Source organism: Saccharothrix sp. AJ9571, from assembly GCF_021725495.1.
GTDB classification, from domain to species: domain Bacteria; phylum Actinomycetota; class Actinomycetes; order Mycobacteriales; family Pseudonocardiaceae; genus Amycolatopsis; species Amycolatopsis magusensis.
Genome location: NZ_CP091382.1, coordinates 6768608 through 6794583 on the forward strand (window position 1 = coordinate 6768608; position 25976 = coordinate 6794583).

General features: G+C 70.1%; 23 protein-coding genes and 1 pseudogene. 13 read left to right on the plus strand and 11 right to left on the minus strand.

What is annotated here, in order from left to right:
- Window positions 1-11 precede the first annotated feature (11 nt).
- From L3Q67_RS31395 to L3Q67_RS31425, 7 genes are all read left to right on the plus strand, one after another.
- Window positions 12-935, plus strand: coding sequence for a LysR family transcriptional regulator (locus L3Q67_RS31395; RefSeq protein ID WP_499185046.1), 924 nt, complete (start codon window positions 12-14; stop codon window positions 933-935).
- A gap of 105 nt (window positions 936-1040) precedes the next feature.
- Window positions 1041-2192, plus strand: coding sequence for an NAD-dependent formate dehydrogenase (locus L3Q67_RS31400; RefSeq protein WP_499185047.1), 1152 nt, complete (start codon window positions 1041-1043; stop codon window positions 2190-2192).
- Between the two features lie 415 nt (window positions 2193-2607).
- Window positions 2608-3789, plus strand: a complete 1182-nt coding sequence (locus L3Q67_RS31405) for an arginine deiminase (RefSeq protein WP_499185048.1) — start codon at window positions 2608-2610, stop codon at window positions 3787-3789.
- 42 nt (window positions 3790-3831) lie between these two features.
- A complete protein-coding gene (locus tag L3Q67_RS31410; RefSeq protein WP_499185049.1) occupies window positions 3832-4656 on the plus strand; it encodes a class I SAM-dependent methyltransferase in 825 nt (274 codons plus the stop codon).
- Between the two features lie 25 nt (window positions 4657-4681).
- Window positions 4682-8287: an amino acid adenylation domain-containing protein gene (locus tag L3Q67_RS31415; protein ID WP_499185050.1), complete on the plus strand. Its 3606-nt coding sequence runs from the start codon at window positions 4682-4684 to the stop codon at window positions 8285-8287.
- On the plus strand, window positions 8284-8970 hold the full coding sequence (locus L3Q67_RS31420) for a thioesterase II family protein (RefSeq protein WP_499185051.1): 687 nt from the start codon (window positions 8284-8286) through the stop codon (window positions 8968-8970). Before L3Q67_RS31415 ends, L3Q67_RS31420 begins: the two co-directional genes overlap by 4 nt.
- Window positions 8971-9909 (plus strand): DMT family transporter, encoded by a 939-nt coding sequence (locus L3Q67_RS31425; RefSeq protein ID WP_499185052.1) that lies wholly within the window; start codon window positions 8971-8973, stop codon window positions 9907-9909. It abuts the gene before it with no gap.
- Between the two features lie 9 nt (window positions 9910-9918).
- Here the strand turns inward: L3Q67_RS31425 and L3Q67_RS31430 are convergent, their stop codons facing one another.
- A complete protein-coding gene (locus tag L3Q67_RS31430) occupies window positions 9919-10248 on the minus strand; it encodes a DivIVA domain-containing protein (protein ID WP_499185053.1) in 330 nt (109 codons plus the stop codon).
- Window positions 10249-10366: 118 nt separating this feature from the next.
- On the opposite strand from L3Q67_RS31430, the gene L3Q67_RS31435 reads away from it, so the two are divergent.
- Both L3Q67_RS31435 and L3Q67_RS31440 read left to right on the plus strand, forming a co-directional pair.
- Window positions 10367-11173, plus strand: coding sequence for an SDR family oxidoreductase (locus L3Q67_RS31435; RefSeq protein ID WP_499185054.1), 807 nt, complete (start codon window positions 10367-10369; stop codon window positions 11171-11173).
- Window positions 11056-11553 (plus strand): annotated as a pseudogene (locus L3Q67_RS31440) (MFS transporter); the annotation flags it as partial. The gene L3Q67_RS31435 and the pseudogene L3Q67_RS31440, both read left to right, overlap by 118 nt.
- Window positions 11554-11635: 82 nt before the next feature.
- On the opposite strand, the gene L3Q67_RS31445 reads toward L3Q67_RS31440, so the two are convergent.
- Window positions 11636-13348, minus strand: a complete 1713-nt coding sequence (locus L3Q67_RS31445; protein WP_499185055.1) for an IlvD/Edd family dehydratase — start codon at window positions 13346-13348, stop codon at window positions 11636-11638.
- A 131-nt stretch (window positions 13349-13479) separates the two neighbouring features.
- Entirely contained in the window at window positions 13480-14856 is a 1377-nt protein-coding gene (locus L3Q67_RS31450) for a pectate lyase family protein (protein WP_499185056.1), read from the minus strand.
- Window positions 14857-15270: 414 nt separating this feature from the next.
- On the opposite strand from L3Q67_RS31450, the gene L3Q67_RS31455 reads away from it, so the two are divergent.
- Complete coding sequence (locus tag L3Q67_RS31455) at window positions 15271-16842, plus strand: carbohydrate-binding protein (RefSeq protein ID WP_499185057.1); 1572 nt, start codon at window positions 15271-15273, stop codon at window positions 16840-16842.
- Between the two features lie 89 nt (window positions 16843-16931).
- Here the strand turns inward: L3Q67_RS31455 and L3Q67_RS31460 are convergent, their stop codons facing one another.
- Window positions 16932-17267 carry a DUF2079 domain-containing protein gene (locus tag L3Q67_RS31460; protein ID WP_499185058.1) on the minus strand — a complete coding sequence of 112 codons (336 nt, stop codon included), beginning with the start codon at window positions 17265-17267 and terminating at the stop codon, window positions 16932-16934.
- On the opposite strand from L3Q67_RS31460, the gene L3Q67_RS31465 reads away from it, so the two are divergent.
- Window positions 17262-17465: a hypothetical protein gene (locus L3Q67_RS31465; RefSeq protein WP_499185059.1), complete on the plus strand. Its 204-nt coding sequence runs from the start codon at window positions 17262-17264 to the stop codon at window positions 17463-17465. The two genes, L3Q67_RS31460 and L3Q67_RS31465, sit on opposite strands and share 6 nt — an antisense overlap.
- A 20-nt stretch (window positions 17466-17485) precedes the next feature.
- Here the strand turns inward: L3Q67_RS31465 and L3Q67_RS31470 are convergent, their stop codons facing one another.
- The 5 genes from L3Q67_RS31470 to L3Q67_RS31490 all read right to left on the minus strand — a co-directional run bounded on the left by L3Q67_RS31470 (window position 17486) and on the right by L3Q67_RS31490 (window position 20213).
- Window positions 17486-18739 (minus strand): serine hydrolase domain-containing protein, encoded by a 1254-nt coding sequence (locus L3Q67_RS31470; RefSeq protein WP_499185060.1) that lies wholly within the window; start codon window positions 18737-18739, stop codon window positions 17486-17488.
- Window positions 18740-18869: 130 nt separating this feature from the next.
- Window positions 18870-19178 carry a DUF6355 family natural product biosynthesis protein gene (locus tag L3Q67_RS31475; protein WP_499185061.1) on the minus strand — a complete coding sequence of 103 codons (309 nt, stop codon included), beginning with the start codon at window positions 19176-19178 and terminating at the stop codon, window positions 18870-18872.
- Window positions 19172-19477, minus strand: coding sequence for a DUF6355 family natural product biosynthesis protein (locus L3Q67_RS31480; protein WP_499185062.1), 306 nt, complete (start codon window positions 19475-19477; stop codon window positions 19172-19174). Before L3Q67_RS31480 ends, L3Q67_RS31475 begins: the two co-directional genes overlap by 7 nt.
- A gap of 35 nt (window positions 19478-19512) precedes the next feature.
- Entirely contained in the window at window positions 19513-19854 is a 342-nt protein-coding gene (locus L3Q67_RS31485; RefSeq protein ID WP_499185063.1) for a hypothetical protein, read from the minus strand.
- A gap of 50 nt (window positions 19855-19904) precedes the next feature.
- The gene (locus L3Q67_RS31490; RefSeq protein WP_499185064.1) at window positions 19905-20213 is read right to left on the minus strand and encodes a DUF6355 family natural product biosynthesis protein; all 309 of its coding nucleotides are present in this window, start codon (window positions 20211-20213) and stop codon (window positions 19905-19907) included.
- 289 nt (window positions 20214-20502) lie between these two features.
- Between L3Q67_RS31490 and L3Q67_RS31495 the strand changes: the two genes are divergently transcribed.
- Window positions 20503-22104: a helix-turn-helix domain-containing protein gene (locus L3Q67_RS31495; RefSeq protein ID WP_499185065.1), complete on the plus strand. Its 1602-nt coding sequence runs from the start codon at window positions 20503-20505 to the stop codon at window positions 22102-22104.
- Between the two features lie 175 nt (window positions 22105-22279).
- Window positions 22280-24394 carry a N,N-dimethylformamidase beta subunit family domain-containing protein gene (locus tag L3Q67_RS31500; RefSeq protein ID WP_499185066.1) on the plus strand — a complete coding sequence of 705 codons (2115 nt, stop codon included), beginning with the start codon at window positions 22280-22282 and terminating at the stop codon, window positions 24392-24394.
- 16 nt (window positions 24395-24410) lie between these two features.
- On the opposite strand, the gene L3Q67_RS31505 is transcribed toward L3Q67_RS31500, so the two are convergent.
- Both L3Q67_RS31505 and L3Q67_RS31510 read right to left on the minus strand, forming a co-directional pair.
- Complete coding sequence (locus L3Q67_RS31505; protein WP_499185067.1) at window positions 24411-24707, minus strand: hypothetical protein; 297 nt, start codon at window positions 24705-24707, stop codon at window positions 24411-24413.
- 7 nt (window positions 24708-24714) lie between these two features.
- Window positions 24715-25953 carry a cytochrome P450 family protein gene (locus tag L3Q67_RS31510; protein WP_499185068.1) on the minus strand — a complete coding sequence of 413 codons (1239 nt, stop codon included), beginning with the start codon at window positions 25951-25953 and terminating at the stop codon, window positions 24715-24717.
- Window positions 25954-25976: the final 23 nt, after the last annotated feature.

The following is a 25976-nucleotide window of genomic DNA, read 5'->3' on the forward strand; positions in this document are numbered from 1 at the left end:
GATACTGCGTCGTGTTGTTGCGTCAGCTGGAGTACCTGGTCGCGTTGGCCCGCGAGCGGCATTTCGCCCGTGCGGCCGCCGCTTGTCACGTGTCGCAGCCGTCGTTGTCCGCCGGGATCCGGAAGCTGGAGCGCGACCTCGGCGTCCCGATCGTCTCACGGGGGAGGCGGTTCGAAGGGCTGACGCCGGAGGGTGAGCGGGTGCTGCGGTGGGCGCACCGGATCCTCGCCGAACGCGACGCGCTGCGGCAGGACCTGTCGATCATGCACGAGAGCCTTTCGGGGGTGCTGCGGATCGGCGCGATCCCGACGGCGCTGACGGCGGCGTCGCTGCTGACGGCCCCGTTCTGCGAGCGCTACCCGCGGGTCCGGATTTCGCTGGAGTCGTTGTCGTCACGGGAGATCACCCGGCGGCTGGCGGAGTTCGAACTGGACGTCGCGATGACCTATGTGGACGATGAAGAACTCGGGAACGTGCGGGTGCGGCCACTCTACGAAGAGCGTTATCTGTTGCTGACACCCGAAGACGGCGAGCTGGCGGGACGGGATTCGGTGGGGTGGGCCGAAGTCGCGTCGCTGCCGCTGTGCCTGCTCACCCCGCGGATGCGCAACCGCCGCATCCTCGACGGGCTGTTCGCGGCGGCGGGCGCGGTCGCGGTGCCCACCATCGAAACCGACACCGTCTCGGCGCTCTACGCGCACGTCGCGACCCACCGGTGGTCGACCGTGATCGCGCACGCGTGGCTGCACATGTTCGGCACCCCGGCGGGCATGCGGGTCGTCGGACTGGAAACCCGCGGGCCGGCGCCGCAGATCGGGCTGGTCACCGCCGACCACGATCCCGAGCCGATCCTGGCCGGCGCGCTGCTGGACCTGGCGGCCGAACTCGACGTGCGCGGCGAGCTGGACCGGATCCTGCGGGAGCACGCGGGATAGCGGCGGGCTATGCCGGGATAGGAACTTTCGCTTTGACCGGGCGGTGCCGGGCGGACGATGGTCGGGGCATCCCATCCGAGGTACACGAATCCCCAGGAGTCAGCCATGGCGAAGGTGCTGTGCGTGCTCTACGACGACCCGTCCGGCGGCCGCCCGGAAACCTACGCACGAGATGATCTCCCGCGGCTCGACGGCTATCCCGGCGGGCAGACGCTGCCGTCACCGAGTGGCATCGACTTCACCCCCGGCGAACTGCTCGGCAGCGTGTCCGGTGAGCTGGGGCTGCGCCCGTTCCTCGAGGCCGCCGGGCACACCCTGGTGGTGATCTCGGACAAGGGCTCGGAGTTCGACCGCGAGCTGGCCGACGCCGACGTGGTGATCTCCCAGCCGTTCTGGCCCGCCTACCTCACCGCGGATCGGATGGCCAAGGCACGCAACCTCAAGCTGGCGATCACCGCGGGCATCGGCTCCGACCACGTCGACCTGGACGCGGCGATCGAACACGGCGTCACGGTCGCCGAGGTGACCTACTGCAACAGCATCAGCGTCGCCGAGCACGTGGTGATGTCGATCCTCGCGCTGGTGCGCAACTACCTGCCGTCGCACCAGGTGGTGCTCGACGGCGGCTGGGGCATCGCCGACTGCGTCGCCCGGTCCTACGACGTCGAGGGCATGCACATCGGCACCGTGGCGGCCGGTCGCATCGGCACGGCGGTGCTGCGGCGGCTCGCGCCGTTCGGCGTGCACCTGCACTACACCGACCGGCACCGCCTGCCCGCCGAGGTGGAGCGCGAACTCGGCCTGACCTACCACCCGAGCGCCGCGGACATGGTGCCCTCCTGTGACGTGGTCACGATCAACGCGCCCCTGCACCCGGAAACCGAAGGCCTCTTCGGCGACGAGCTGATCGCGACCATGAAACGCGGGGCGTACCTGATCAACACCGCGCGGGCGCGCATCGCCGACCGCGACGCCGTCGTGCGGGCGCTGGAAAGCGGGCAGCTGGCCGGATACGCCGGTGACGTGTGGTTCCCGCAGCCCGCCCCGGCCGACCACCCGTGGCGGACGATGCCGCACCACGGCATGACCCCGCACATCTCGGGCAGTTCGCTCTCGGCGCAGGCCCGCTATGCCGCCGGTACCCGGGAAATCCTGGAATCGTGGCTCACCGGCACCCCCATCCGCGACGAATACCTCATCGTCGACGGCGGTGCCCTGGCCGGAACCGGCGCCCATTCCTACTCGGTCACCCGCTGAGGCTCCGAAGACTCAGGGGGCCGGTGGGAAGCGGTCGAGTTCGACACCCGTGTGCCGCACTGGTTTGGCACGCGGGTGTCGAAGGCCGTCGAGTTCCTCAGCGTGCTCAGCACCTCCCCATTCCGCCGGACGTTGCCGGTTGCCCACGCCATTCGGCCTACGTCTCGGGTGCCCGGTGCCCGGGATCGCCATTTTGATCATTTCACCCCCGATCCAACCAGCGGTTTCGCGGAGCGGCCCGGAACTGGCCTTGGCCAATCACGGATAGTGTTTTACTTACAACAAACGGGTAATTCACGGTATTTCTTCGACGGCCGTGTTTGCCCGGCCGGTTGGGGGTCTATCCGCGCCACGAGGCCCAGACACCGGGGAGGAAGTCGGCGTGAGATCGAGGCCGTTGCTGAATGCGCGAAGCGTGGAATCCGAAACGGGGGCATTGCGTGCGGTGCTGGTGCACAGTCCGGACGGTGAGCTCAATACCCTGACCCCGGACGATCACGCCGAGTTCCTGTTCGACGAATTGGTCTGGCCGCAACGGGCCAGGGAGGAACACGAGGCTTTCACCACGGTATTGCGGTCTCGCGGAGTCGCGGTCCTGGATTTGCGCGAGGGGCTCGCCGAAGTGTGCCGGGACAAAGAAGTCGGCAGGCAACTGGCCGCGCAAGCCATGGCCGGTGCGCGGGTCCCACCACGGGCACGTGACGAGGTGATTTCCTGGCTGGCGGAATTGCCCGCGGAAATGCTGGTGCGGAGTTTGCTGGGCGGGATTTCCAGCGACGAGGTCCCGCGATCGGTGCCGGGGACCGGCTCGCTGTGGCGCCATCGGCCGTGGCGGTTGCTGGATCCCCTGCCCAACCAGATGTTCACCAGGGACAGCTCCGCCTGGTTCCGCGACGGCTACTTGCTGGGGCGGATGCGCACCGGGGCCCGGGCGCGTGAGGTCGACCTGGTCGCGGCCCTGTACCGGCACCACCCCTGGTTCGCCGGTCGCGCCGAGCGGTGCTGGAACCAGGCGCTGCCACCGTCGATGCCCATCGAGGGTGGCGACCTGCTCGTGTTGTCCGGTCGCGCGCTGGCCGTCGGCGTCGGCGACCGGACCTGCGCCGCGGCGGTGGAGGCACTGGCGGAGGAACTGTTCGCCCGTGAACTCTGCGATCGGCTCGTGGTGGTGGACCTGCCCCGGACCAGGGCGACCATCCACCTCGACACCCTGGTGTCCTTTGTGGACGAGGACGCGGTGGTGATGTCCCCCGAGCTCGGCGGGCGGCCGGTGTGCACGCTGCGGCCCGGCCGCGGTGGCCCGGTGCTGCGCCACCAGCCGGACTTCGCCACCGCGGCCGGGGAAGCGCTCGGCGTAGCACTGCGGGTGCTCGATCCCGGGCGGGACGGCGGGAACCACCGCCGTGAACAGTGGGACGACGGCTGCAACGTGCTGGCCGTCGCGCCGGGCGAGGTGATCGCCTACGAAAGCAACGAACTGACCAACGACTACCTGGAACGGCACGGGATCGGGGTGCACCGGATACCCGGTTCCGAACTGCGCCGGGCGCGCGGCGGCCCCCGCTGCCTGTCGTGCCCACTGCACCGGGACTCCTAGCCATTCCGGCTGGGCGGGAACAACCGAGGAGAAAGGAACAACGTGAAGGCGAACACGGGTCAGCAGAAGGAATTGATCGCCGGGATCTACGATCGGATCGCCGGTGAATACGACGAACGGATCCCGGGATTCACCGCACTCGATGCCACTTTTTCCGACACCGAGATCTCGTTCGTGCTGGATCGGGTCACCGCCGACGACGAAGTGCTCGACATCGGCTGCGGCACCGGAAGGATCACCATTCCCGTGGCCCACCGGGCCAAAGCGGTCACCGGCTTCGACCTGACCGAAGCGATGCTCGAGCAGGCCGCGCGCAAGGCCGCCGAGGCGAACCTCGAGGTGCGCTTCGAGCAGGGCGACATGGCCGCGCTCCCGTTCCCGGACAATTCGTTCGACGCGGTGGTGTCGATGCTGGCGCTGATGCACGTGCCGCCTGCCGACCACCCGAGGGTCTTCAGCGAAGTCCGGCGGGTGCTGCGGCCGGGCGGACGGCTGATCCTCGGGGTGAAGAACTCCGTGTTCGAGCGGTTCAGCTCGGCCGACCGGTTCGCCACCGTGGACATCACCGACGTGGAGAACAAGGAACTGGTGTTCACCGAAACCCGCGAGGGTGACGAACTGCGGGCGCCGTGGCACAGCTTCTCGCCCGACGACCTCAAGCGGCTGACCGCCGTGGCCGGCCTGGTCCCGGTCTCCCTGCGCGGCAACATCCCGCTCTCGGCCTGGCTGGCCGACTCCGTGCTGGAGACCGCCGAGGTGGCCGGTGCGGTCCGGACGCTGGAGACCCTGCTCGGCGATCTGCCGCCGCTGAACCACCTGGGGTACCACCTGCTGATGGAAGCGGTGAAGCCGGCGGTGCACAGCTGAGTTCCGGGCACGGGGAGGTGGATCGATGATGGTGGGCTCGACGGCGGGACTGCGGGAAGAGGTCCGGGAGATCCTGCGGCTACCCGAGCACCGGGCGGAGGCCGAGGACTGTGCCGGGCAGGGTCTGCCCTGGGCGCCTCGCACCTACCGCGCACTGGGACGAGCGCGGCTGCTGGCGCCGGACTGGCCGCGCGAGTACGGCGGGCGCGGTGGTGGCATCGCCGACGCGGCCGCGGTGGCGGAGGAACTCGCGCTGGCCGGTGTCCCCGACACCGCACGGGTGAACACCATCGAAAACGCGGGAACGACCCTGCTGGCCGCCGGAACCGACCGGCAGAAGGCGCGGCACCTGCCGCCGATGGCCGCGGGCGAGGTCTTCTTCTCCGTGCTCTACAGCGAACCCTCGGCCGGTTCCGACCTGAGTTCCCTGCGGACGACGGCGGTACCGGCCGGGGACGGCTGGGTGCTCGACGGCACCAAGATCTGGAACGTGCGCACCGATCTCGCGGGCCACGGCATCTGCGCGGCCCGCACCGGCCCCGCCGAGCCGGGTGGCGCCGGGCGCTTCACCTCGATCACGTTGTTCCTGGTGCCGATGGACGCGCCGGGCGTGACTGTCGAGCGGGTCGGCTCGCTCAACCCGGAAGCTTTCACGAAGGTCACCTTCGACCGGGTCGCCCTGGCCGCCGATGCGGTGATCGGCGAGCCCGGCGGTGGCTGGCCGCTGATCGGCGGGGCGCTCGGCGCGGAACGGACCGGGATCTGCTTCTACGGCCGGGCGCGGCGCTGGCTGGACTCACTGGCCGCGCGGCTGCGCCACGACACCGCGCACCGGCACCGGCTCCTCGAACTGGACACCGATCTGGAAGCCGCCCGTGCGTTGTCGGACCGCGCGGTCGCGTTGCTGGCTGCCCAGCACTGCACCGACGCGGATCTCGCGGCGGCCAAATGGCGCGCCAGTGAACTCGCGCAGGAGGTGGCGCTGCTGCACTGGCAACTCGCCGAGCCCGATCCCGCCCTCACCGCCGCGGTGCACGAGGCCCCGGGGCTGACCCTGGCCGCGGGCACCTCGGAAATCCTGCTCGGCACGGTCGCCACCGCGGTGCTCGATCCGGTCACCGGTGGCGGAGGAAGCGGCCCTGCCGTGGATTGGCGGCGGGAGCTCCGCCGCCGTTTCGCCGACGCGGCCACCGAAGCGGCGCACTCGGCGCACCCCGCGGACGCACTGCGTGCGCGCGGCACCGAGGAGGGCTGGTTGCCGCCGACCCGACCGGCAAGAGACGGCGGAATCGGGGCAGGAGAAGCGGAAACGGTGGCACTGGCCGAAGAACTCGGCCGAGCGGGACTGCCACCGGAAACCCTCGCCGCCGATCCGGCACTGGGCACCTCGCTGAGCCACACCGGTTACCTGCTGGGTTTGGCGCGCCGGTCCACCGGACTGGCCGCGGCCAGGGCGGGGGAGCGGGTGCAGTTCGGCGAGCGCATCGCCGACTACCAAGGGGTGAGCCTGCCGCTCGCCGCGGACGTGGTGCGCCTCGACGCCCTTTCCGCCCGGCTGGCCGAATTGTGCGAGACCGCCGACAACGAGGTCGGCGCGGACGCGACGATGCTGCTCGCCGCCGCGGCCCGCGACAGCGTGCGTGCTTGCCTCCGGGCCATCCAGGTGCACGGTGCGTTCGGGCTGACCGAGGAGTCCGGGACGGCGGATTGCTACCGCCACGCCGTGGCGATATCGGGCTTGCTCGGCCCGCCCGGCCGGTTGGCTGGGCCGGAGGTCACGGTTCCCGCCGGACCACGGCGTGCGACCGCGGCCGGTCCGTCCCCGAGGGAGCTGGCCGCGCGCCGGACACGACGGGAGTGGAACGACACCGCGGCCGACTTCCCCGACAACCGGTGCGTGCACGAACTCTTCGAAGAAGCCGTGCGTGCTCACCCGGATGCCCCCGCGCTGGCGGCCTCCGGTGAGACCGTGAGTTATCGAGAGCTGAACCACCGGGCCAACCGGCTCGCGAAACTGCTCCGGGAGCACGGCGCCGGCCCCGGCGACCTCGTCGGTGTCTGCCTGGAGCGCTCGGTCGAGATGATCGTGTCGGTGCTGGGGGTGCTCAAGAGCGGCGCCGCCTACCTGCCGCTGGACCCGGACTACCCGGCCGAGCGGCTGGCCTACATGATCGAGGACAGCGGCACCCGGATCGTGTGCACGCAGGACTGGATGCGGGAATGGCTGCCGGGCCGGGACCGGCTGCTGCTCGCGCTGGACGAACTCGACCTCGGCGGCGAACCCGAGGCCGATCCGCCGAGCCGGGCCACCGCGCGGGACCTCGCCTACGTCATCTACACCTCCGGTTCCACCGGGCGGCCCAAGGGCGTCGAAGTCGAACACGCCGGGGTGGTCAACCGGGTGTGCTGGGACCAGCGCACCTTCGGCCTCGGCCCGGCCGACACGGTGCTGCAGCAGACCTCGCTGAGCTTCGACATCTCGGTCTGGGAGATCTTCGCCCCGCTGCTGGCCGGCAGCAGGCTGCTGCTGGCCAAACCCGGCGGGCACCGCGACCCGGCCTATCTGATGCAGGTGCTCGCCGAGGAACACGTCACCGCGCTCGGCCTGGTGCCGAGCCTGCTCGACGTGCTGCTCGACTTCGAGCCGGGTTTCGCGGACTGCCCTCAGCTGCGTTACGTGTTCTCCGGCGGCGAGGAACTCACTTCCGCGCTGTGCGTCCGGTTCTTCGAGCGGACCAAGGCGGAACTGCACAATTTTTACGGGCCCAGCGAAGCCACCGTCGATGTGACCTCCTGGCACGTCACCACCGAGGACGTCGCGCGCGGCATCCCCATCGGCCGCCCGCTGAGCAACGTCCGCGTGCACGTGCTCGACGGCGAGGGACTGCCGGTGCCCGCCGGGATGCCCGGCGAACTGCACGTGGCCGGGGCCGGCGTGGCCCGCGGTTACCTCGGCAGGCCCGAGTTGACGGCCGAACGGTTCGTCCCGGACCCGTTCGACCCCGGCGGCGGCCGGATGTACCGCACCGGCGATCTGGTCCGGCAGCGCGCGGACGGCGCGCTGGAGTTCCTCGGCCGCCTCGACGAGCAGGTCAAGATCCGCGGTTTCCGCGTCGAACCGGGCGAGGTCGAAGACGCCCTGCGCGACCACCGGGATGTGCGGCAGGCGGTCGTCTGCGCGGTCGGCACCCCGGCCAGGCTGGAAGCCTTCGTCGTGGCCGAGAACGGCGCCGATCTGGACGGCGGCCACCTGCGTGCCTGGCTGGGCGAACGGCTGCCGGCGCACCTGGTGCCCGCCGGTGTGCACCCGCGCCCGTCGCTGCCGCAGGCGCCCAGCGGGAAGGTCGATCGAGCCGCACTGCTGGCCGAGCACGCCACCGCCACCCCGGCCGCGGGCGGGGAGCTTCCGCCCGAGCAGCGGTCCCTGGGTGAGCTGGTGGCCAGGGTGCTCGGCGTGCCCGGCGTCGGCCCGGACGAGGACTTCTTCGACCTCGGCGGCACCTCACTGCAGGCGGGCCGCCTGATCAACCGCATCGGCCAGGAACTGGGCTCGACCGTGCCGCTGGGCACCTTCCTGCGGCGGCCCACCGTGCGCGGCCTCGCGGCCGCGCTGGAGGGGGAGGCCTCATGACGCCGGTGACGTTGTACTGCCTGCCGCACGCCGGTGGCGGGATTTCGGCGTACGCGGGGTGGCGCGAGGACGCGCCGGCGAATCTCGACGTGCGACCGGTGCGGCTACCCGGCCGCGACGGCAACGACGCCGAGCCCCGCCACCGGATGGCCGAGCTCGTCGACACCCTGGCGGGTGAACCGGCCGCGTTGCCGTACGCCCTGTTCGGTCATAGCGTCGGAGCGGTGGTCGCCTTCGAACTGGCCCGAACCAGGTCCGCCGCCGGGAACGCGCCCACGAGGCTGTTCGTCTCCGGCAGCGTGCCCCCGTCGCGCGCGGCGAAGCAGCACGACGAGCAGCGGCACCTCTCCGACGACGAATTCGTCGCCAGGGTCGAGCAACTGGGCGGTGTCCCGCCGGACCTGCTCGCCGACCCGGGCAGCCGCGAGGTCCTGCTGCCCCGGTTGCGTGCCGACTACGCGCTCGCGGAAACCTACGACTACCAGCCGGGACCGCCGCTCGACTGCCCCATTTCGGCGTTCGCCGGGCGCGACGACCACACCGTCGCGGCGGCCGACCTCGACGACTGGGCCGGGCACACCACCGCCGGGTTCCGGCGGCGCCTGCTGCCCGGTGACCACTTCTACCTGAGCACCGCCCGCCCCCTGCTGCTGCGCGCGATCGCCCGCGACCTGGAGGTGTGAGTGACCGGCCACGCCCGCCCTTCCGGTCCCGGCTGGCTGATCGGGGCCAACCTGCTGGTGCTCTACGTGGTGTGGGGTTCGACCTACCTGGCCATCCGGGTGATGGTGGAGACGATCCCGCCGCTCTCGGGCGCAGGGATCCGGTTCCTGGTCGCCGGGGTGCTGCTCCACGGGTGGTGCGTGGCGCGCACCCGCCGCTGGTTCCCGGTGAGCCGCCAGGAGTTGCGCGGTGCCGCGGTGATCGGAGTGCTGATCATCGGCGGCGGGCTCGGCCTGCTCACGCTGGGGGAGCGCACCGTGCCCTCCGGCGTGGCCGCGCTCGTGATCGCCTCGATGCCGTTGTGGGTGGCGGTGTTCCGGCTGCTCGCCGGGGAACGCCCTCGGCCGGTCGTGCTTGGGGGCCTGCTCGCCGGGTTCAGCGGCGTGGCGATCCTGCTCGCGCCGTCCGGGTGGGGCGGGCCGGTGGCGTTCACCGGCCTGGTGATCGTGCTGGCGGCCGCGATCGCCGAAGCGATCGGCTCCTTCTACACGCCGCGTGTGCGACTGCCCGAGAACGCGCTGCTGTCCGCCGGGGTGCAGATGCTGGTGGCCGGCCCCCTGCTGATCGTCGTCGGCCTGCTCGCCGGTGAGGACCCGAACCCGGCGAGCTGGTCCGGTGCCTCCTGGTGGGCGCTGCTCTACCTGATCGGCCCCGGCTCGATCCTCGCGTTCGGCTCGCTGATCTGGCTGCTGACCCACGCCACGGTCTCGGTGGCCACGACCTACGCCTACGTCAACCCGGCCATCGCACTGGTGCTCGGCTGGCTGATCCTCGACGAGCACCTCACACCCGGCATCCTGGGCGGTGGCGCACTCATCATCGTCGCCGTCATCCTCGTCCTGTGGGGCGAACGCCGCCCCGCCGACTCGGACACCAGAGCGAGCGCGCGCCAGTCCTGACGAGCGCTTTCAGCCTCGACGCCACCAGCGGCCGCGTGACCCTTCGAGCGGAGGGGCGAACTGGGGCGATGCGGCGCGGTGGGCGGATCCTTCGCGTCGGCGGAGTTCGGCTTCGGCTGCGTCGAGGAAGGCGTCCACGTCGTCTTCGCGGTAGCCGCGTTGTCCGGCAGGCGCCCTGCCGAACGAGAATTCACGCACCTCGGCGGCGGTCAGGCGGTCGGTTCCGCGCAGGGTCTGCTCGATGCGCGTCACCAGCGCGTCGACCGCACCCGAGTCGTAGCCGCGTTTCCCGAAGGAGGGTTTCGAGAACCTGGCATCGCGTGCGTCGTCAGGCGTCATGCCACTCACCTTGTCATGGCCCGGGCCCACGCCGGGCGAACTCGCAGACCTTGCCGATGCCGAGGGCGTCGGGGAATCCGGTTGAGGCCAGGCGCGCTCGGTGTTTACCGTGCAGGGCGTGGTGAGCGGTGGTGGGGCCGGTGGGTCTCTGGAGGGCCGGGTCGCGGTGGTGACCGGCGTCAGCCGGCGGGCCGGGATCGGTTTCGCGGTGGCGGAGGAACTGCTGGCGGCCGGGGCGTCGGTGCTGGTGCACTCGTGGTCTCCCCATGATGCCGCCCAGCCATGGGGCGCCGACCCCGTCGGAGACGCCGGGATCGTGGAGGCGCTGGGTGGCGAGAGCCGGCGGTTGCGGCACGTCGCCGCCGATTTCGCGGAACCCCAGGCGCCCGGCCAGGTGATCGCCCGTGCCTTGGAGGCGTTCGGCGCGGTCGATGTGGTGGTCGCCAACCACGCGCGCAGTTCGACCCAGAGCCTCGCGGAGGTCACGGCAGCCGAGCTGGACCTGACCTGGGCGGTGAACGCCCGGGCGAGTGTGTTGCTGGCTCAGGCGTTCGCCGCCGCGCACGACGACGAGCGCCCCGCCGGGCGGCTCATCTTGTTCACCTCGGGCCAGCACCTGGCACCGATGAGCCAGGAGGTGCCGTACGCGGTCAGCAAGGGCGCGATCCAGCAGATGACGCTCACCCTGTCCGACGCGCTGATCGATCGGGGGATCACCGTCAACACGGTCAATCCCGGCCCGGTCGACACCGGCTGGGCCACCCCGGAACTCACCGAGCGGGTCGGCCGCGCCCTGCCAGCCGGCCGATGGGGCCGCCCGGGCGATGTCGCCGGCCTGATCCGCTGGCTCGCCTCCGACGACAGCCAGTGGATCACCGGCCAGACCCTCAACGCCGAAGGCGGCTTCCGCCGCTGGGTCATGTGACCACGCTGCTGTTCTGGGTCGCCTCGTTCGCCGGTCTGCTGCTCGTCCACGGCGTGAACACCTGGCTGCCGACCATGATGCGCGCCAGCGGGTACAACCTGGGCTCGGCGATCAGCTTCCTGCTCGTCATCAACCTCGGCGGCATCGCGGGCATGCTGGTCGCCGGGCGCCTCGCCGACCGGTTCGGCTGGTTCACCCTCACCGGCCTGGGAGTCGGCCTGCTGGCGATCCCGATGCCGCTGCCGGTGACCTACGTGGTCGTCTTCCTCACCGGCAGCTGGCTGTTCAGCGCCAAACCCCTGGTCTACGCCGCCGTCGGCGGCCACTACCCGGCGAAGAGCCGTGCCACCGCGCTGGGCTGGGTCGCCGGAATCGGCCGCTTCGCTGGGCGCCGCGATGATCGCCTTGATCAGGCGCCGCGCGGCCGGCTGACGCCTCCATCGAAGGGGAACTCAGGCGGGCTCAGTGGGATTCGCGGCTCACCGCCGATCCGCTGGAGCCGATGAGGAAGTCGAGGTCGGCGCCGGTGTCGGCCTGCTGTACGTGGTCGACGTAGAGCCGTTCCCAGCCGCGCCGGGGCGCCGCGAAGCCGGCGAGGGTGGCGGCGTTCGGGGTGCGGCCGGCGAGTTCGCCGGCCGGGACGTCGATGTCTATGCGCCGCGCCGGGACGTCGAGCACGATCGGGTCGCCGGTCCGCACCAGGGCGAGCGGGCCGCCGGCCGCGGCCTCCGGCGTGACGTGCAGGACGACGGTGCCGTAGGCGGTGCCGCTCATCCGGCCGTCGCAGATCCGGACCATGTCCCGGACGCCCTGTTCGAGCAGCTTCGTCGGCAATGGCATGTTCGACACCTCGGGCATGCCGGGATAGCCTTTCGGGCCGCAGCCGCGCAACACCAGCACGGAGCCGGCGTCGACGTCGAGGTCCGGGTCGTCGATGCGCGCGTGGAAGTCCTCGATCGAGTCGAAGACCACGGCGCGGCCGCGGTGGCGCAACAGTTCGGGTGACGCGGCGGCGGGTTTGATGAGCGCGCCTCCGGGCGCGAGGTTCCCGCGAAGGACAGCGATTCCGCCTTCGGCCACCATCGGCGCGGTCCGCGGCCGGATGACCTCGGCGTCCCAGATCGGGGCGTCTTCGAGCGCGTCGACCAGTGGTGCGCCGGTCACCGTCAAGGCCGACGGGTCGAGCAGGTCCCGCACCTCGCGCAGCACGGCGAGCAGGCCACCGGCCCGGTGGAAGTCCTCCATCAGGAACCGGCCCGCGGGCTGCAGGTCCACGAGCACCGGCACCCGGGACCCGATCCGGTCGAAGTCGTCGATGGTGAGGTCGACGCCGAGGCGCCCGGCGATGGCGAGCAGGTGGACCACGGCGTTGGTGGATCCGCCGACGGCGGCCAGCGCCACGATCGCGTTGTGGAAGGAGGCTTTGGTGAGGAAGGTGCTCGGGCGGCGGTCCGCGGCGATCATCTCCACGGCGAGGCGCCCGGTGCCGTGAGCGGCCTCCAGCAGCCGGCTGTCCGGCGCGGGGGTGCCTGCCACGCCGGGGACGACGGTGCCCAGCGCTTCGGCGACCAGTGCCATCGTCGAGGCGGTGCCCATCGTGTTGCAGTGCCCGCGGCTGCGGATCATCGCCGACTCGGAGCGGAGGAACTGCTCCTGCGAGAGCGTGCCGGCGCGGACCTCCTCCGAGAGCCGCCAGACGTCGGTGCCGCAGCCCAGCGGTGTGCCGCGGAAGGTGCCGGTCAGCATGGGGCCGCCGGGCACGACCACGGCGGGCAGGTCGACCGAGGCGGCGCCCATCAGCAGGGACGGGATCGTCTTGTCGCAGCCGCCCAGCAGGACGACGGCGTCGATCGGGTTCGCCCGCAGCAACTCTTCGATGGCCATCGCGGCCATGTTGCGCCAGAGCATCGCGGTCGGCCGCACGTTCGTCTCACCGAGGGACACCACCGGCAGTTCGAGCGGGATGCCACCGGCTTCGAGGACACCGTCCCGGACGGACCTGGCCACCTCGGTGAGGTGGGCGTTGCACGGGGTGAGGTCGGAGGCGGTGTTCGCGATGGCGATCTGCGGCCGGCCGGTGAACGCGTCCGCCGGGGTGCCGCGGCGCATCCAGGCGCGGTGGAGGTAGGCGTTGCGGTCTTCTCCCGCGTACCACTGGTCACTGCGAAGCTGCACGCTCAACCTCCGGTTCCGGCACCGACGTGATCGGCATGACCCGACACTACGTGCCAGATCGTCCGCGTCAACGGCGCAGCCTTCGTGAGTGGCGATCCGGGTTGACCCCGGATCGCCACTCACAGCACGGATCAGAGCTTGCCCGCGCCCGCACCCGTGGTGACGGACGACTTGACCGTCGTCGCGTTGTCGGCGGTGTAGCCGTACGGAATCGGGGCCACGGTGCCGCCGGTTTCGCACGGGCCGGAGTCGGTGAGCAGGTTGTCGCGCGCCACCAGCCGTCCGGGGTCGGACTCCGCGTACCCGCTCGCTGACCAGCACGCCTGCTGCACGTTCTCGAAGACGTTGCCTTCCACGAGCAGTCCGGCGTCCATCAGCGACGCGATGGCGTAGGAGTCGGCGTTGTTGTCCACATTGGAGTAGTAGTTGTTGAACACGTGGACCGTCTCGCCGAAGCGCACCCGCGGACTGCGCTCGAAGGTCCGGTCGAACCAGTTGTGGTGGTAGGTCACCCGCAGGTGGCCGCGGTCCTCACTGGCGTTGCCGTCGGAGTGGCCGACCAGCGAGGTCTTCCAGTGATCGCGGACGACGTTCCAGGACACGGTGATGTAGTCGGCGGCGTGGGTGATGTCCAGCATGCCGTCGTAGAAGTCGGGGTCGTTCTCGATGGTGCTGGACATGGTGTTGTGATCGATCCAGATGTGCGTGGCGTTCTCGATCTGGATCGCGTCGTTGCCGGGGACGCCGCGGATGTTCATGTTCTGGATGATCACGTTGGCGGGCCGCATGTCCTCGATGTTGAGCGTGGTCCCGGAGACACCGGAGCCGGCCCCGACGCCCCGGATCGTCTTGTCGGCGCTGATCTCGACGGTGCCCGAGCCGCTGAGCATGCCGTTGACCAGGATGGTCCTGGCGCCGGCGGCCTGCGCCTGGGTCCGGAAATCGGCGAAGCTGCTCACGGTGACCGTGGCACCGCCCGCGCCCCCGGTGGTGCCACCGGCCTGTGTGGCCCAGCCGACGATCCCGCCCGGCGGCTGAGGCGTGTCGCCCGTTTCGACGTCGAGGTAGTCGATGTTGGGCAGGCCGCCGACGGTGCTCGGGTTCAGCCGGATGGTGTTGCTGCCCGCGTTCACCGGCACGCTCAGCGTTTTGGTCGTCCAGGTCGCCCACGCTCCGGTGCCCTCGAACGACGGCGTCTGCACGGTGGACCCGTTCACGACCAGGTTGGCGGGCCGGGCCGTGGTGGTCCCGTTGGCGAACCGCACCCCCAGCGTCGCCGTGCCCGAAGCCGCCGCGTTCACGGTGAACTGGAGGTAGCCGCTGGTGGAGTTGGTGCCGTTGCAGAAGCCACTGCTGGAGTAACCCGACCAATTGGAATCGATGGAGCCGGAACAGACCGTCGGCGTGTTTTCCGCCTCGTACCGCGTTGGCGCGGCCTGTGCGGCGGAGGAGGCCACCGCCACCAGTGCGCCGGCGAACAGGCTGACGCACGCAATCATGGGTCTCATGCGCATGATACGTCTCCGTTGGGTCGATTTCGCTGATTCGACAGGGGGCACGGAAAGCGCTTTCTGGAAAAGGTGATCCTAGGACGGCCGACGCTGCCGGGTCAAGCGTCCGGCGGTGCCGGTGATCGTGATTCCGCAGGTGAGAGGCGGGTGGCGGGCTGTACCGCCGGGTGATCACTGCAGAAAAGTCCACGCGTAGTACCTGATTGTCCACACGGGGTTCGCTAGTCTGCGTGGCGCGCTCGCTCCTTTGTTCATGACGGTGAATGGTCACGGATGGTGGTCGGCATTGCGTGCCGAAAGGGGGCTGGGTTAATGTTCTGGAATTGTCGGGGAAAGCTCAGTTGTTTTTGGGACGTTTCCTTGACCGGTACCCGCCGCCGCCGGTCCCTTGATCAACGCAGGAGGTCCACGATGAGGTTGACACTGCTCGCGGCGGGCGCCGCCATGGCGGTGGGTGCCGCACTGGTGCTGCCACTCGCCACGGCGAGCGCCGCGACCACGCACCACGAGGCCGAGTCCGCGCCCACCGTCTGCACCGGAACGGTCGACACCGACTGGCCCGGCTACTCCGGTTCCGGGTTCTGCAACGCCACCAACGCGACCGGCGCCTACGTCCAGTTCGCCGCTTCGGCGCCGAGTGCGGGCACCGCGACGGTCGCCGTCCGGTTCGCCAACGGCACCACGGCCGGTCGTGCCGCCGACCTCCTGGTCAACGGCACGAGGGTGCAGTCGGTGTCGTTCGAGCCGACCGGCGCGTGGTCGACCTGGGTGACCAAGACCCTGACGGTCGCGCTCCCGGCGGGCGCCAGCACCATCCGGCTCGACCCGACCACCTCGGGCGGCCTGCCCAACATCGACTACGCCGACGTCACCACCAGCGGCACCGATCCGCAGCCCGCCGACGCGTTGTACGTCTCGCCGACCGGCCAGGACGGCGCGACCGGGACGATCGGGGACCCGACGACGCTCACTTCGGCCCTCACCCGGGTCACCGCGGGCGGAACGATCCACCTGCGCGGCGGGACCTACAACTTCTCGCAGACGGTCACCATCCCGCCGGGCAACAGCGGTAGCTCGGGCGCGCCCAAGAAGCTGGCCGCCTACCAGGCCGAGAAGCCGGTGCTGAACTTCTCCGCGCAGAGCGAGGACCCCGCCAACCGCGGTCTGGCCGTGAACGGCTCGTACTGGCACGTCTACGGCGTCACCGTGGAACGCGCCGGTGACAACGGCATCTTCGTCGGTGGCAGCAACAACACCTTCGAGCGCACGGTGACGCGGTTCAACCGGGACACCGGGCTCCAGCTCTCGCGGATGACCTCGGACACCCCGAAGGCCCAGTGGCCGGCCAACAACCTCGTGCTGAGCGCGGAATCGCACGACAACGCCGATTCCGACGGCGAGGACGCCGACGGTTTCGCCGCGAAGCTCACCTCCGGCCCGGGCAACGTCTTCCGCTACGCCGTGGCGCACAACAACATCGACGACGGCTGGGACCTCTACACCAAGTCCGACACCGGTGCCATCGGCGCGGTGACCATCGAGGACTCCCTCGCCTACAAGAACGGCACGCTCAGCAACGGCGGCCAGGCCGGGAACGGCGACCGCAACGGGTTCAAGCTCGGTGGCGAGGACATCGCGGTCAGCCACACGGTCCGGCGCAGCATCGCCTTCGACAACGGCAAGCACGGGTTCACCTACAACCGCAACCCGGGGCCGATGACGGTGTCGAACAACCTCAGCGTCGACAACGACGAGCGCAACTTCACCTTCGAAACCGGTTCGACCGTGTTCCGGGACAACACCTCGTGCCGCAGCGGCAGCGGGACGAACGACAAGGTGGTGGGCAGCACCGACAGTTCGAACCAGTTCTGGACGGGGTCGAACGGGTCCCGGTGTGCTTCCTACAGCGGTGCGCTGGGCTGGTCCTTCGGCGCGGACGGCCGCCTCGCGGTGACCCTCGGCGGCAAGCCCGTCGTCCTGTAGCCGGACCCTGCGAGCCCTGGGCCGGTACGTCGTCGTACTGGCCCCGGCTTTCCGCTCCTGGTCCGCCTCGTGCTCCGGCTACGACAGCTTCAGATCCGGTGAAGCAGGAGGATTCCGCCGGTGCGCACCACGGTGGTGTAGGTCGTGGCGGACAGTTCCGTGAGGCGGTCCAGTTGGACAGCCGGATCGGCGGGCCAGGAAGCGGGCGGCAGTTCCGCCACGATCCATTCCGGCCGCACGACCTCGTCGGGCTGGCTGGGGAACAACAGCACCCGGCAGCGCGAGGTGAGGTGCGGGGCCAGCCCGTTGGTCGCGGAAACCGTGGCCCCGTCGGGAATCCGCGCCAGTACCGGTGAACTCCTGCCGCTGCTCGGGGTTCCGGCCCCGCTCCGCTCACCTGCGGCGGCAGCAGGATCAGCGTGCACACCCCGGCGACCGTGGCGCAGAGCGGGGCCAGGCGCCGCAGGTGGTCTCCGCGCACCCGGCGCAGGCCGTCCACCGCGGCCAGCACCAACGACGCGCTGGGCACCGGGAACACGCTCCACACCCCGGCCGGAGCGATCCTCGGTGACTGGGACGAGGTGCGCGAGAACCCGGTGCTCTCGATATGGACCGCGCACTGACTCCGGCTTGCCGGGACTTGTCAGTCCGCGGTCCGCTCGTCGCAGAACACCACGTCGACGAGCTTTTGCAGTCCTGTCCGGAAGGGGCCCGCCATGGACTGCGCGGCGTCGTCGACGTAGTTCAGCGAACCGGTCAGGGTCTTGCTGCCGTCGGGCGTGCTGTACATCAGCGTCGCGTACCCCTGCACGCTGCCGTTGTGGGTGAGCACGGTGACGCCGCAGCTCGGCGGGGGGAAGGGGGACGGTGTGGTGCCGTCCTGCACGAACACACCCAGGCCGTAGCCGACCGTGGGGTCCGGCTCGCGCATCTCGGCCAGCAGCGGGGCCGGTAGCAGCCTGCCGCCCTGCAGCGCGGCGAAGAAGGTGTGCAGATCCCGGGTAGTGGAGATCATGTCACCGCCGGCCGACACCCAGGAGGGGTTCTGGCGGGTGACGTCGACCGTCTTCGGCTGACCGGCGTCCTCGTAACGGTAGTAGGCGTGGGCGTGCGGCCCGGGGATCTCCGGAGAGGTGCCCGGCATCGTGGTGCTCCGCATCCCCAGTGGCTGCAGGATCCGCCGCTGCGTCTCCTCGACGTAGGAGCGACCGGTCACCTTCTCGATCAGGAACCTGGCCAGCACGTAGTTGGTGTTCGAGTAGTCCCAGGCCGTTCCCGGCTCGAACGGTGCCGGCTTGGACAGCGCCAGCCGCACCAGGTCTTCCGGCCGGTGGGTGCGGAACCGGTCGTCCACCCACTGCTTGCCCGACCAGGTGACCCCGGGCAGGTAGGTCCCGTCCGGGTAGTACTGGCCGGTGTGGTTGAACACCCCGCTGGTGTGCTGCAGCAGCATCCGCACCGTGATGCGCCGGTCCAGCCCGAACTCGGGCAGGTAGTCGGCGGCGGGCGAGTCCAGCCCGACCTTGCCTTCGGCCACCAGTTGCAGCACCAGGGTCGCGGTGAAGGTCTTGGTGACGCTACCCACCCGGAATCGCCCGTCCGTCGACGGCTTCGCGGCCTTGCCCAGCTCGCGCCGCCCGGAGCTGCCGGCCCACTCGCCCCGTTCGTCGTGCACTCGCAGCTGCACCCCGGTGACACCGAGATCGATGAACGCCTGCATGGCGTCGCGCAGTTCCGGGCGATCCGGTCCGGCGGCGGCCCGCGGCGGGGGAGTGCTGTCCGCCGTGGCCGGTGTGGGCGCGGCCAGCAGGGTGGCCGCCAGCACCGTGACCACCGTTCGCCGGAAACCCTTCGGTATCCGGGCGCTCTTGCTCGTGGTGCTCGCTGTCGTGTTCACGGTTTCCATCCCTGGTGTCGGGCTCAGGCGTAAGAGCTGGACTGATCGTTGCGGCAACGATCGCCAACCGCCCTGACACCCAGCGGCCACCGCACTGACACCACCCCTGACACCGGCCGGGTGTCAGCCGCTACGAGGACACGACTGAGGGGCATGCCCGGCCGGTGTACCAGGCGAACTTGATCTGTGAGGCGAAGCCCAGGTAATTGCGGTTCGGGTAGGCGCAGTCGTAGTACCCGGGCAGGCCGTTTTCCCGCTCGACGCGTATCTGGATGTGCGAGCCGTCTGAGGTGCAATGGGTGTAGAACGCGGACGGCCCACCCTCCCAGAAGCCGCATTGCTCGGCCTGGGCCTCTGCCGGTCCGGCCACGCCGATCGCGAGAACGGCGAAGACCGCGGCGGCCGTCCCGATGAGTGAGCGCTTCCCGGGCGTCAGCACAGCGCCCCCTTGTACCAGGCGAACGCCACCCATGCGGTGTAGCCGAGCCGGTTGTCGCCGGGGTGAGCGCAAACGTCCTTGCCCTTGATCCCGTGGTGCATTTCGACACGGATCCAGACACTGGAGCCGTCATTGGTGCAGTGGTTGTAGAAACTCTCCTCGACCGTCTCGTGATAACCGCAGGTCAGCACCGAGGCGCTCGCGGGCAGCGGTCCGGCGCTCACGGGCGCTGCCACGCTGATCGTCAAGGCGACCGCCCCGGCGAAGGCGGCGCCTGTTCTTGTCCTGGCCGATCTCATCCTTGTCCTCCTCTGTCGATCACCGTCTGACCCTTTCAGTGACAGTCGCGCCCCCAGAGCTTGCTCGGTGGCGTCCAGATCTCGCCGCAGGTCGCGCCGTCGATCCTGAACTTGTAGGGGAAATTGAAGAAGTGATTCGGCTTGAGCTCGGCAACCCCGGGACTGCGCTTGTCGAAGCTGCCGTTGAAGACGTGGCTGTCGACGTTGAACAATGAATAACTGCAGGTGTTCGCGACCGTGACCCGCTGTACCCACCCGCCTGGTTCGTAGGTGACCTTGGTGGTCACGCAACCGTCCGTGGCCGACGCGGTTGTCGCGCCGAGCGGCACGAGCCCGGCGGTCAGCAGCAGCGCGGCCGTCAACTTGAAGACCTTCATGACCTTGTCCCCCCTTGAAAGCGTCCCCCCTTGAAAGCGAAGCGATGCGCTCACGGTCGCCGCCCCGCCGAAGCGCAGTCGGTTCCCAGATAGGCGACACGCACGACGTCATCCCTGTTCCCCAGCTCGACCACCGCACCCGGTTGCACACAAAGCCTGCTGTCCGGAGAAGGCGGGGTCCGGTCGACCGAGAGCACGACGGTGGTGGTGCCGCAGTGGTGGAAGTACAGTTGCGCCCCCGACTCGAAGAGACCACACGGAACGTTTCGAGGTGTGGCTGCCGCTGAAGCCCCGGACGTGGCCGTGACGGCCGCGAGGAACGCCGCGGCCAGCCCGAGTTTGGCGGCGTGTTCGACCATGGAACTCCTCTTTCCGGTAGCCCGGCGTCGACCGGACCGATTGTTGTTGTGTCATCTGAATTCCTGGCAGGACGCTGCCTCCCCAGCGGACCGAACCGCTCACCTGGCCGGGTGCTGGACGTGGTCATCAGCGCCTTGGACAATGGCCGCCGGAGTGATGGGGGAGACGGGGCAACCATGCGGTGTGAAGAGCGGGCCCGGCAAGCGGCTGCCGTCCCGGCATGCTCGAACTGTGGTTGAGCAGGCATTTCTTCTCCGTCGTGGGACGCCCCGGGAACGGGGGACGGCGATGTCCGGGCCGGGTGAAGCGGGGGAACTGGCGGATCTGCTGTCGGCTCTCAAGACCCGCAGCGGGATGAGTTACGCGGAACTGGGCAGGCGGACGCACACGAGCGGCTCCACGCTCCACCGGTACTGCACCGGCAAAACCACGCCCGCTGACTACCGGACGGCCATCCGGATCGCGACGGCCTGCCACGCCACGGACGAGGACCTCACCGAGCTGCTGCGGTGCTGGCGTCGTGCGCAGGACCCGGCCGCCGAGCAACCGGCACCGACCCCCGCGGACGTCCCACCTGGGCCCCCGGCGACCCGTCGGCGGCAGCGGGTTGCCTCACGCGCCACCACGGCGTTGCTGGGCATCACGCTGTTGCTCCTGAGCGCGGCCAGCGCCCCCGAACCCGTATCGGCGCCGGTGGTCCAGCAGGTCGAGGGCCCTGCCTGGCAGCGGGAACGTGCGGTGAAACCGGCTTTGTTCGGGATGACGGCGGCCTCTTCCAGCGGTACGATGCCGGGGTTCCGCGTGGGCAGCCTGCGGTTCTGGGACAGTCGTACCCGGTGGGCGAATATCCAGCCGCGGCCGCACGAATACGACTGGAGCACCCTGGACAGGTTGGTGGAAGGTGCCCAACGCGCCGACCTCCCGGCCCTGCTGGTACTGGGCGGGACGCCGGCGTGGGCCGCTCCCCACGGTGCGAAAGCGCCCTATGACGACGGTTCCCGCAGCTCACCGCCGGACGACCTCACCCATTGGGAGCAGTTCCTCGACTCCTTGGTCACCCGGTACCGGGGGCGTCTCGAAGCCTACGAACTCTGGGTGTTCGCCAACGAGCCGCGGTTCTACTCCGGTCCGACCGAGACGCTCGTCGACATGACTCGCAGAGCTCAGCGGATCATCAAGTCCGTCGATCCGGGAGCGATTCTCGTCTGCCCGTCGATGGGCAGACTGTGGACGGAGGAAGGACAAGCGGTGTTGCGCCGCTTCGCCGAACTCGGTGGGTACGACCACTGCGATGTCGCGGGCATCAAATTGCACCAGCGCCGGGCGGCGGACCCGCCGGAAACAATGATTTCCCTGCTCAGCTGGATCGACGACGCCTTGCACGTGGCCGGGGTCCACCCACCGCTGTGGAACACCGGAACGACCTATGATCTGCCGACCGAGGAACCGCTGGGTGAACAACGCTCCGTCGATTACGCGGTCCGTTTCTACCTCGTCGCGATCTACGGCACCAACCTCAGCCTCGAGCGCACCTACTTCTACAATTGGGGAGGAAACCACCTGCCCATCGTGATGCAGGCCGTCGGCGGACCACCGACCCGAGCCGCACTGGCCGTGGAGGAACTGCAACGCTGGCTCGCCCGCACCACGACCCGTGCCTGCGGCCACGGGCAGGCGATCAATCTGCCCGGCAACGTCTGGCAGTGCGAGTTCGCCACCGAGGACGATCGCCGGCTGACCATTCGCTGGACGGACACAGGCGCCGCTCTGACCGGGGTCGGCCCGCACGCCGAAGAGCTACGCCAACTCGACGGCACTTCGGCACCACTACGCGCTGACGACACCATCGAAGTGACGGAAACCCCGCAGCTGATCGTCCACCGGCAGTGAGCCTCGGCCACGGCCCTTGTCTTGACGTCCGCGGTGACGGGAATCCGTTGCCGGCCAAGCGAAGTAAGCCACCGCTGTACTGGGCTCATCGGGTGATGGGCACCCGATCTCGTAACTCCGGCAGGTGCAGTGCCGTTCCTTGATGAGCGGGGTATGCACGGAAGCCAGGTGTGCTATGGGAATGCTCAGCGGCCGCGAACCACTTCCGATCATCGAGGCGGAGCCGCCGGCGCGACCGGCGGGTGCGCTCGCCGGGGCCGGGACCTTCGATCCGCACCAGCGGTGGAGCCGGCTGGTCGGCGGGGGTGACGGGATCATCTACGGCGTGCAGGCCGACGGGCTGCTGTACTGGTATCGGCACCGTGGCTGGGCCACGGCGACCTCCGACTGGGCCAACCAGGGGATCGGTGTGCCGATCGGCTCCGGGTGGCAGGACTTCGTCACCGTGCTCGGGGATGTCGGTGGCGTGCTCTACGGCGTGCGCGGCGACGGGACCGTGCTCGCCCACCAGCGCGTCGTCACCGACATGGACACCGGCGCGGGCTACTGGACCGACAATGGCACCGGCGTCGTCGTCGGGACCGGGTTCACCGCCTTCCCGCGGATCTTCGGCGGGCCCGGCGGCGTCATCTGGTGTGTCGACGCGGAGGGCGTCCTGTACCGCTCACAACGGCTGAACGGCGGGAACTTCGCAACGCCGGTGCCACTGGGGGAAGGATTCAACGTCCCCCGCTACCTGATGTCGGACGTCGGGAACGTCGTCTACGCCGTCAGCGGCACCGGCGGGCTCACCTGGTCCCGCTACCGGGACGGCGTCGGCTGGGCGAACGACGGGCAGCCCATCCAGATCGGGGACAACGACTGGTTCGAGCTGTTCCGCCGGGACCTGTTCGCCGGCTGCGGGAACGGCGGCCTCTACTTCGTCCGGATCGACCTGGCGACGGTGCCCGGCTACGACGAGACGCTCGTCGAGTTGCGGCTCACCAACCACCAGACCGTCGACGCCGACGGCGGGCCACAGTGGATCAACAACGCGACCGGCGTCGTCGTCGGGCACGGGTTCACCGTCGAGCGCAGCGCCGGGTTGCAGGGGTACCCGCGACGGCAGAGCGTTCCCGCCGGGGGACGGGCCTCCTTCGCGTTGTCCACCGCGTTCAGTTCGGTCAGCGCCCAACTCGTGCGCGTCACGCCCGGGGGAGACAGCCCCGAGCCGGTCACCGCGACGACCACCGTCACCGGCGGGCTCCAGATGCTCGCCGCGGACTACCGGTCGGCCGGGTGCGGCTGGGACGAGCGTTACGGCGCCGAGATACCCGCGAACTGGCCGTCCGGCGTCTACGCCGCGCGCTTCACCGGCGACTTCGGCCGGGTGCAGCACATCCCGTTCGTGGTCCGCCCGGCCGAGCCCGTGCAGAGGATCGCCGTGGTGCTGCCGAGCAACACCTACCACTCCTACAACGGCTGGGGTGGGCACGACCAGTACTCCGTGGGCGAGCACGGCGTGCGGCGCGTGCTTTCCTTCCTACGGCCCAGTTACAACTGGCTTATCGCGTCGAAGGGGCAGTACGACGTCGATCTGTACAGCGACCTGGAGCTGTTGCGCTGGCTCAGCGCCGAGGAAATCGGCGTCGACTGCTACACCGACCACGACCTGCACACCGGCGGCTGGCTTCCCGCTTACAGCGCGATCGTGCTGGGCGGGCACCCGGAATACTGGTCGATGGCCATGCGCACCCACCTCGCCGGCTACCTCGCGGCCGGCGGCAGCGTGATCGGCACCGGCGGCAACCAGCTCTACGAACGCGCGGAATTCGACGCCGACGGCACGACGCTGACCTTCCGCGCCGCGGACGGGAGCCGCGATCTCTTCCTCGACCACTACGACCTTCCGGCGTCGCAGCTGCTCGGGGTGAACTACGAGCACCAGGGCTGGATGACGTTCGCGCCGTACCGGGTGCTGCGCGATCACCCGTTCCTCGCGGGGACGGGCCTCGGCGTCGGTGAGACCTTCGGTGCGAGCGGCCGCAACGGCGCGGCGAGCGCATGGGAATTCGATACGCTGCAGGGCTTCGACGGTGAGGCGTCGCCGGAGGAGGTCTTGGCGCAGGGCACGAACCCGACCGACAGCGGCGGCGCGGCGATGGTGTGCAAGGAACTGCCGGGTGGCGGATTCGTTTTCAGCGCGTCGTCGCTGACGTTCAACGGGGCGATCCGGGTCGATGCGGTGGTACAACGGTTGCTCCGCAACGTGTTCGAGCGGGCGCTGGGGCGTCCCGCCCCGGGCGCGTGATCCCCATGGCAAGTGCTCAGGGCCGGGGATTGGTTCTGGTCCACCTTTGCCGATCGCTGCGGCCGCCGGCGGCGGCGGTGCACCGGCGGCACGGTGACATCCGCTCCTCGGTGGTGTCCGCCAGCCAGAGCGCGTCGACCCAGAGCACGTGCGGGAAGCGCGCCAGGCGAGCCTTGTGCAGCGGGATCCCGCACAGGGTCTGATTGGTGCCACGCAACCAGGCGTGCACATCGCCGCCGGGTTCACGGACTCCCTCGGCGTCGATCCACTGCGTGGAAGCGGCTACAGCCGTACGGTTAACCGGACTGATCATCCGCGGTTCACCGGCTCGCGGGTTCCAGGACGAACCCGCTCCTGGGTCGGGCGGGGACCCGCCGCAGCGAGATGGTCAGGTCCTGGTCGGGCACCCGGTAGTCGAGCTGGGCCAGGCGCATGGCCAGGGTTTGCAGGATCGACACCGTGAAGGGCTCGCCGGGGCAGCGGTGGTTGGTGTGCGGATCGCCCGCGCCCTGAGGGACCAGTTCGAACGCGCCGATGTCGTGGCGGCCGAGGAAGCGTTCCGGCCGGAAGACGTAGGGATCGGTCCACAGTTGCCGGTCGTGGTTGTGGCCCCACAGGTCCAGCAGCACCAGCGCGTGCTTCGGGATGCGCTCGCCGCGCCAGGTCAGGTCCCGGACCGCCCGGCCGCCGATGAACGGGGCGAACGGGTAGAAGCGGCGCAGTTCGTGCGCGAAGGCTTCGGCGAACGCGGTGTCCCCGTCGCGCAGCCGTTGCCGGTGCTCGGGCCAGCGGTGCAGGGCGTGCCCGGCGTAGGCGGTGAACCAGCAGACCGCCACCGTCGGCCGGATGATGTTGAGCAACTCGACCGCGGCCAGTCGCGGCGACAGCTCTTCGCCGTCGACCTCCCGGTGACGGCTGACCGCTTCGAGGGCCGAACCAGGGGCCGCGGCGGTGTCACCCTCGCGGACCTCGGTCACCAACTGCCCGAGCCACGCCTCCCGGCGGCCGCGAGCTGCCCGTGCCTTCCAGTGCCGGGGACCCGGGGTCGCGAAGCCGTCCACCATCGCCACGAGGTCCCGCGCCACCACGGGCACGTCCACGTCGGTGAGCGGGACGCCCGCCCATCGGCACACGGCCCGCGTGATGATCCGGGCGGCCTCGTCGAACAGCACCACCGGCTCGCCCGGACGCCACGAGGTGACGGCCTTGTCCCACGCGGCCGCGACTTCCTCGGCCAGCTCCCGCGTGCTGGTGGGCGTCACCACACCCAGGAAGATGCTTTTGCGGGTCCGGTGCCGGTCACCGTCGAGCGTGTGCACCGCACGGCGGCCGAACAGCGTGTTCTGCACCGGCCACGGGATCGCGGTGTGCCGGCGTACGTGGTCCTCGTCGTAGAAGAAGCGCGCGGCCTCGGGACCGCACAGCCCGACCGCGCGCTGTCCCAGCACCCGGGTGTGCACCACCCCCGACGCCGACCGCGCCCGCCGGGCGGGCAGCCAGCTGTAGCCCTCGGCCAGCACGGACACCGAACTGTCGACCACACCTCGCGGACGTTCCATGGGGGTCGGTGTGCCCAGTCCTC

Excerpts from the sequence above, each read along its gene's own strand:
- L3Q67_RS31400 (WP_499185047.1), top strand. The coding sequence starts at position 1,041 with ATGGCGAAGGTGCTGTGCGTGCTCTACGACGACCCGTCCGGCGGCCGC.
- L3Q67_RS31415 (WP_499185050.1), top strand. The coding sequence starts at position 4,682 with ATGATGGTGGGCTCGACGGCGGGACTGCGGGAAGAGGTCCGGGAGATC.
- L3Q67_RS31420 (WP_499185051.1), top strand. The coding sequence starts at position 8,284 with ATGACGCCGGTGACGTTGTACTGCCTGCCGCACGCCGGTGGCGGGATT.
- L3Q67_RS31430 (WP_499185053.1), bottom strand. The coding sequence starts at position 10,248 with ATGACGCCTGACGACGCACGCGATGCCAGGTTCTCGAAACCCTCCTTC.
- L3Q67_RS31450 (WP_499185056.1), bottom strand. The coding sequence starts at position 14,856 with ATGAGACCCATGATTGCGTGCGTCAGCCTGTTCGCCGGCGCACTGGTG.
- L3Q67_RS31455 (WP_499185057.1), top strand. The coding sequence starts at position 15,271 with ATGAGGTTGACACTGCTCGCGGCGGGCGCCGCCATGGCGGTGGGTGCC.
- L3Q67_RS31480 (WP_499185062.1), bottom strand. The coding sequence starts at position 19,477 with ATGAGATCGGCCAGGACAAGAACAGGCGCCGCCTTCGCCGGGGCGGTC.
- L3Q67_RS31485 (WP_499185063.1), bottom strand. The coding sequence starts at position 19,854 with ATGAAGGTCTTCAAGTTGACGGCCGCGCTGCTGCTGACCGCCGGGCTC.
- L3Q67_RS31490 (WP_499185064.1), bottom strand. The coding sequence starts at position 20,213 with ATGGTCGAACACGCCGCCAAACTCGGGCTGGCCGCGGCGTTCCTCGCG.
- L3Q67_RS31495 (WP_499185065.1), top strand. The coding sequence starts at position 20,503 with ATGTCCGGGCCGGGTGAAGCGGGGGAACTGGCGGATCTGCTGTCGGCT.
- L3Q67_RS31500 (WP_499185066.1), top strand. The coding sequence starts at position 22,280 with ATGGGAATGCTCAGCGGCCGCGAACCACTTCCGATCATCGAGGCGGAG.
- L3Q67_RS31505 (WP_499185067.1), bottom strand. The coding sequence starts at position 24,707 with ATGATCAGTCCGGTTAACCGTACGGCTGTAGCCGCTTCCACGCAGTGG.
- L3Q67_RS31510 (WP_499185068.1), bottom strand. The coding sequence starts at position 25,953 with ATGGAACGTCCGCGAGGTGTGGTCGACAGTTCGGTGTCCGTGCTGGCC.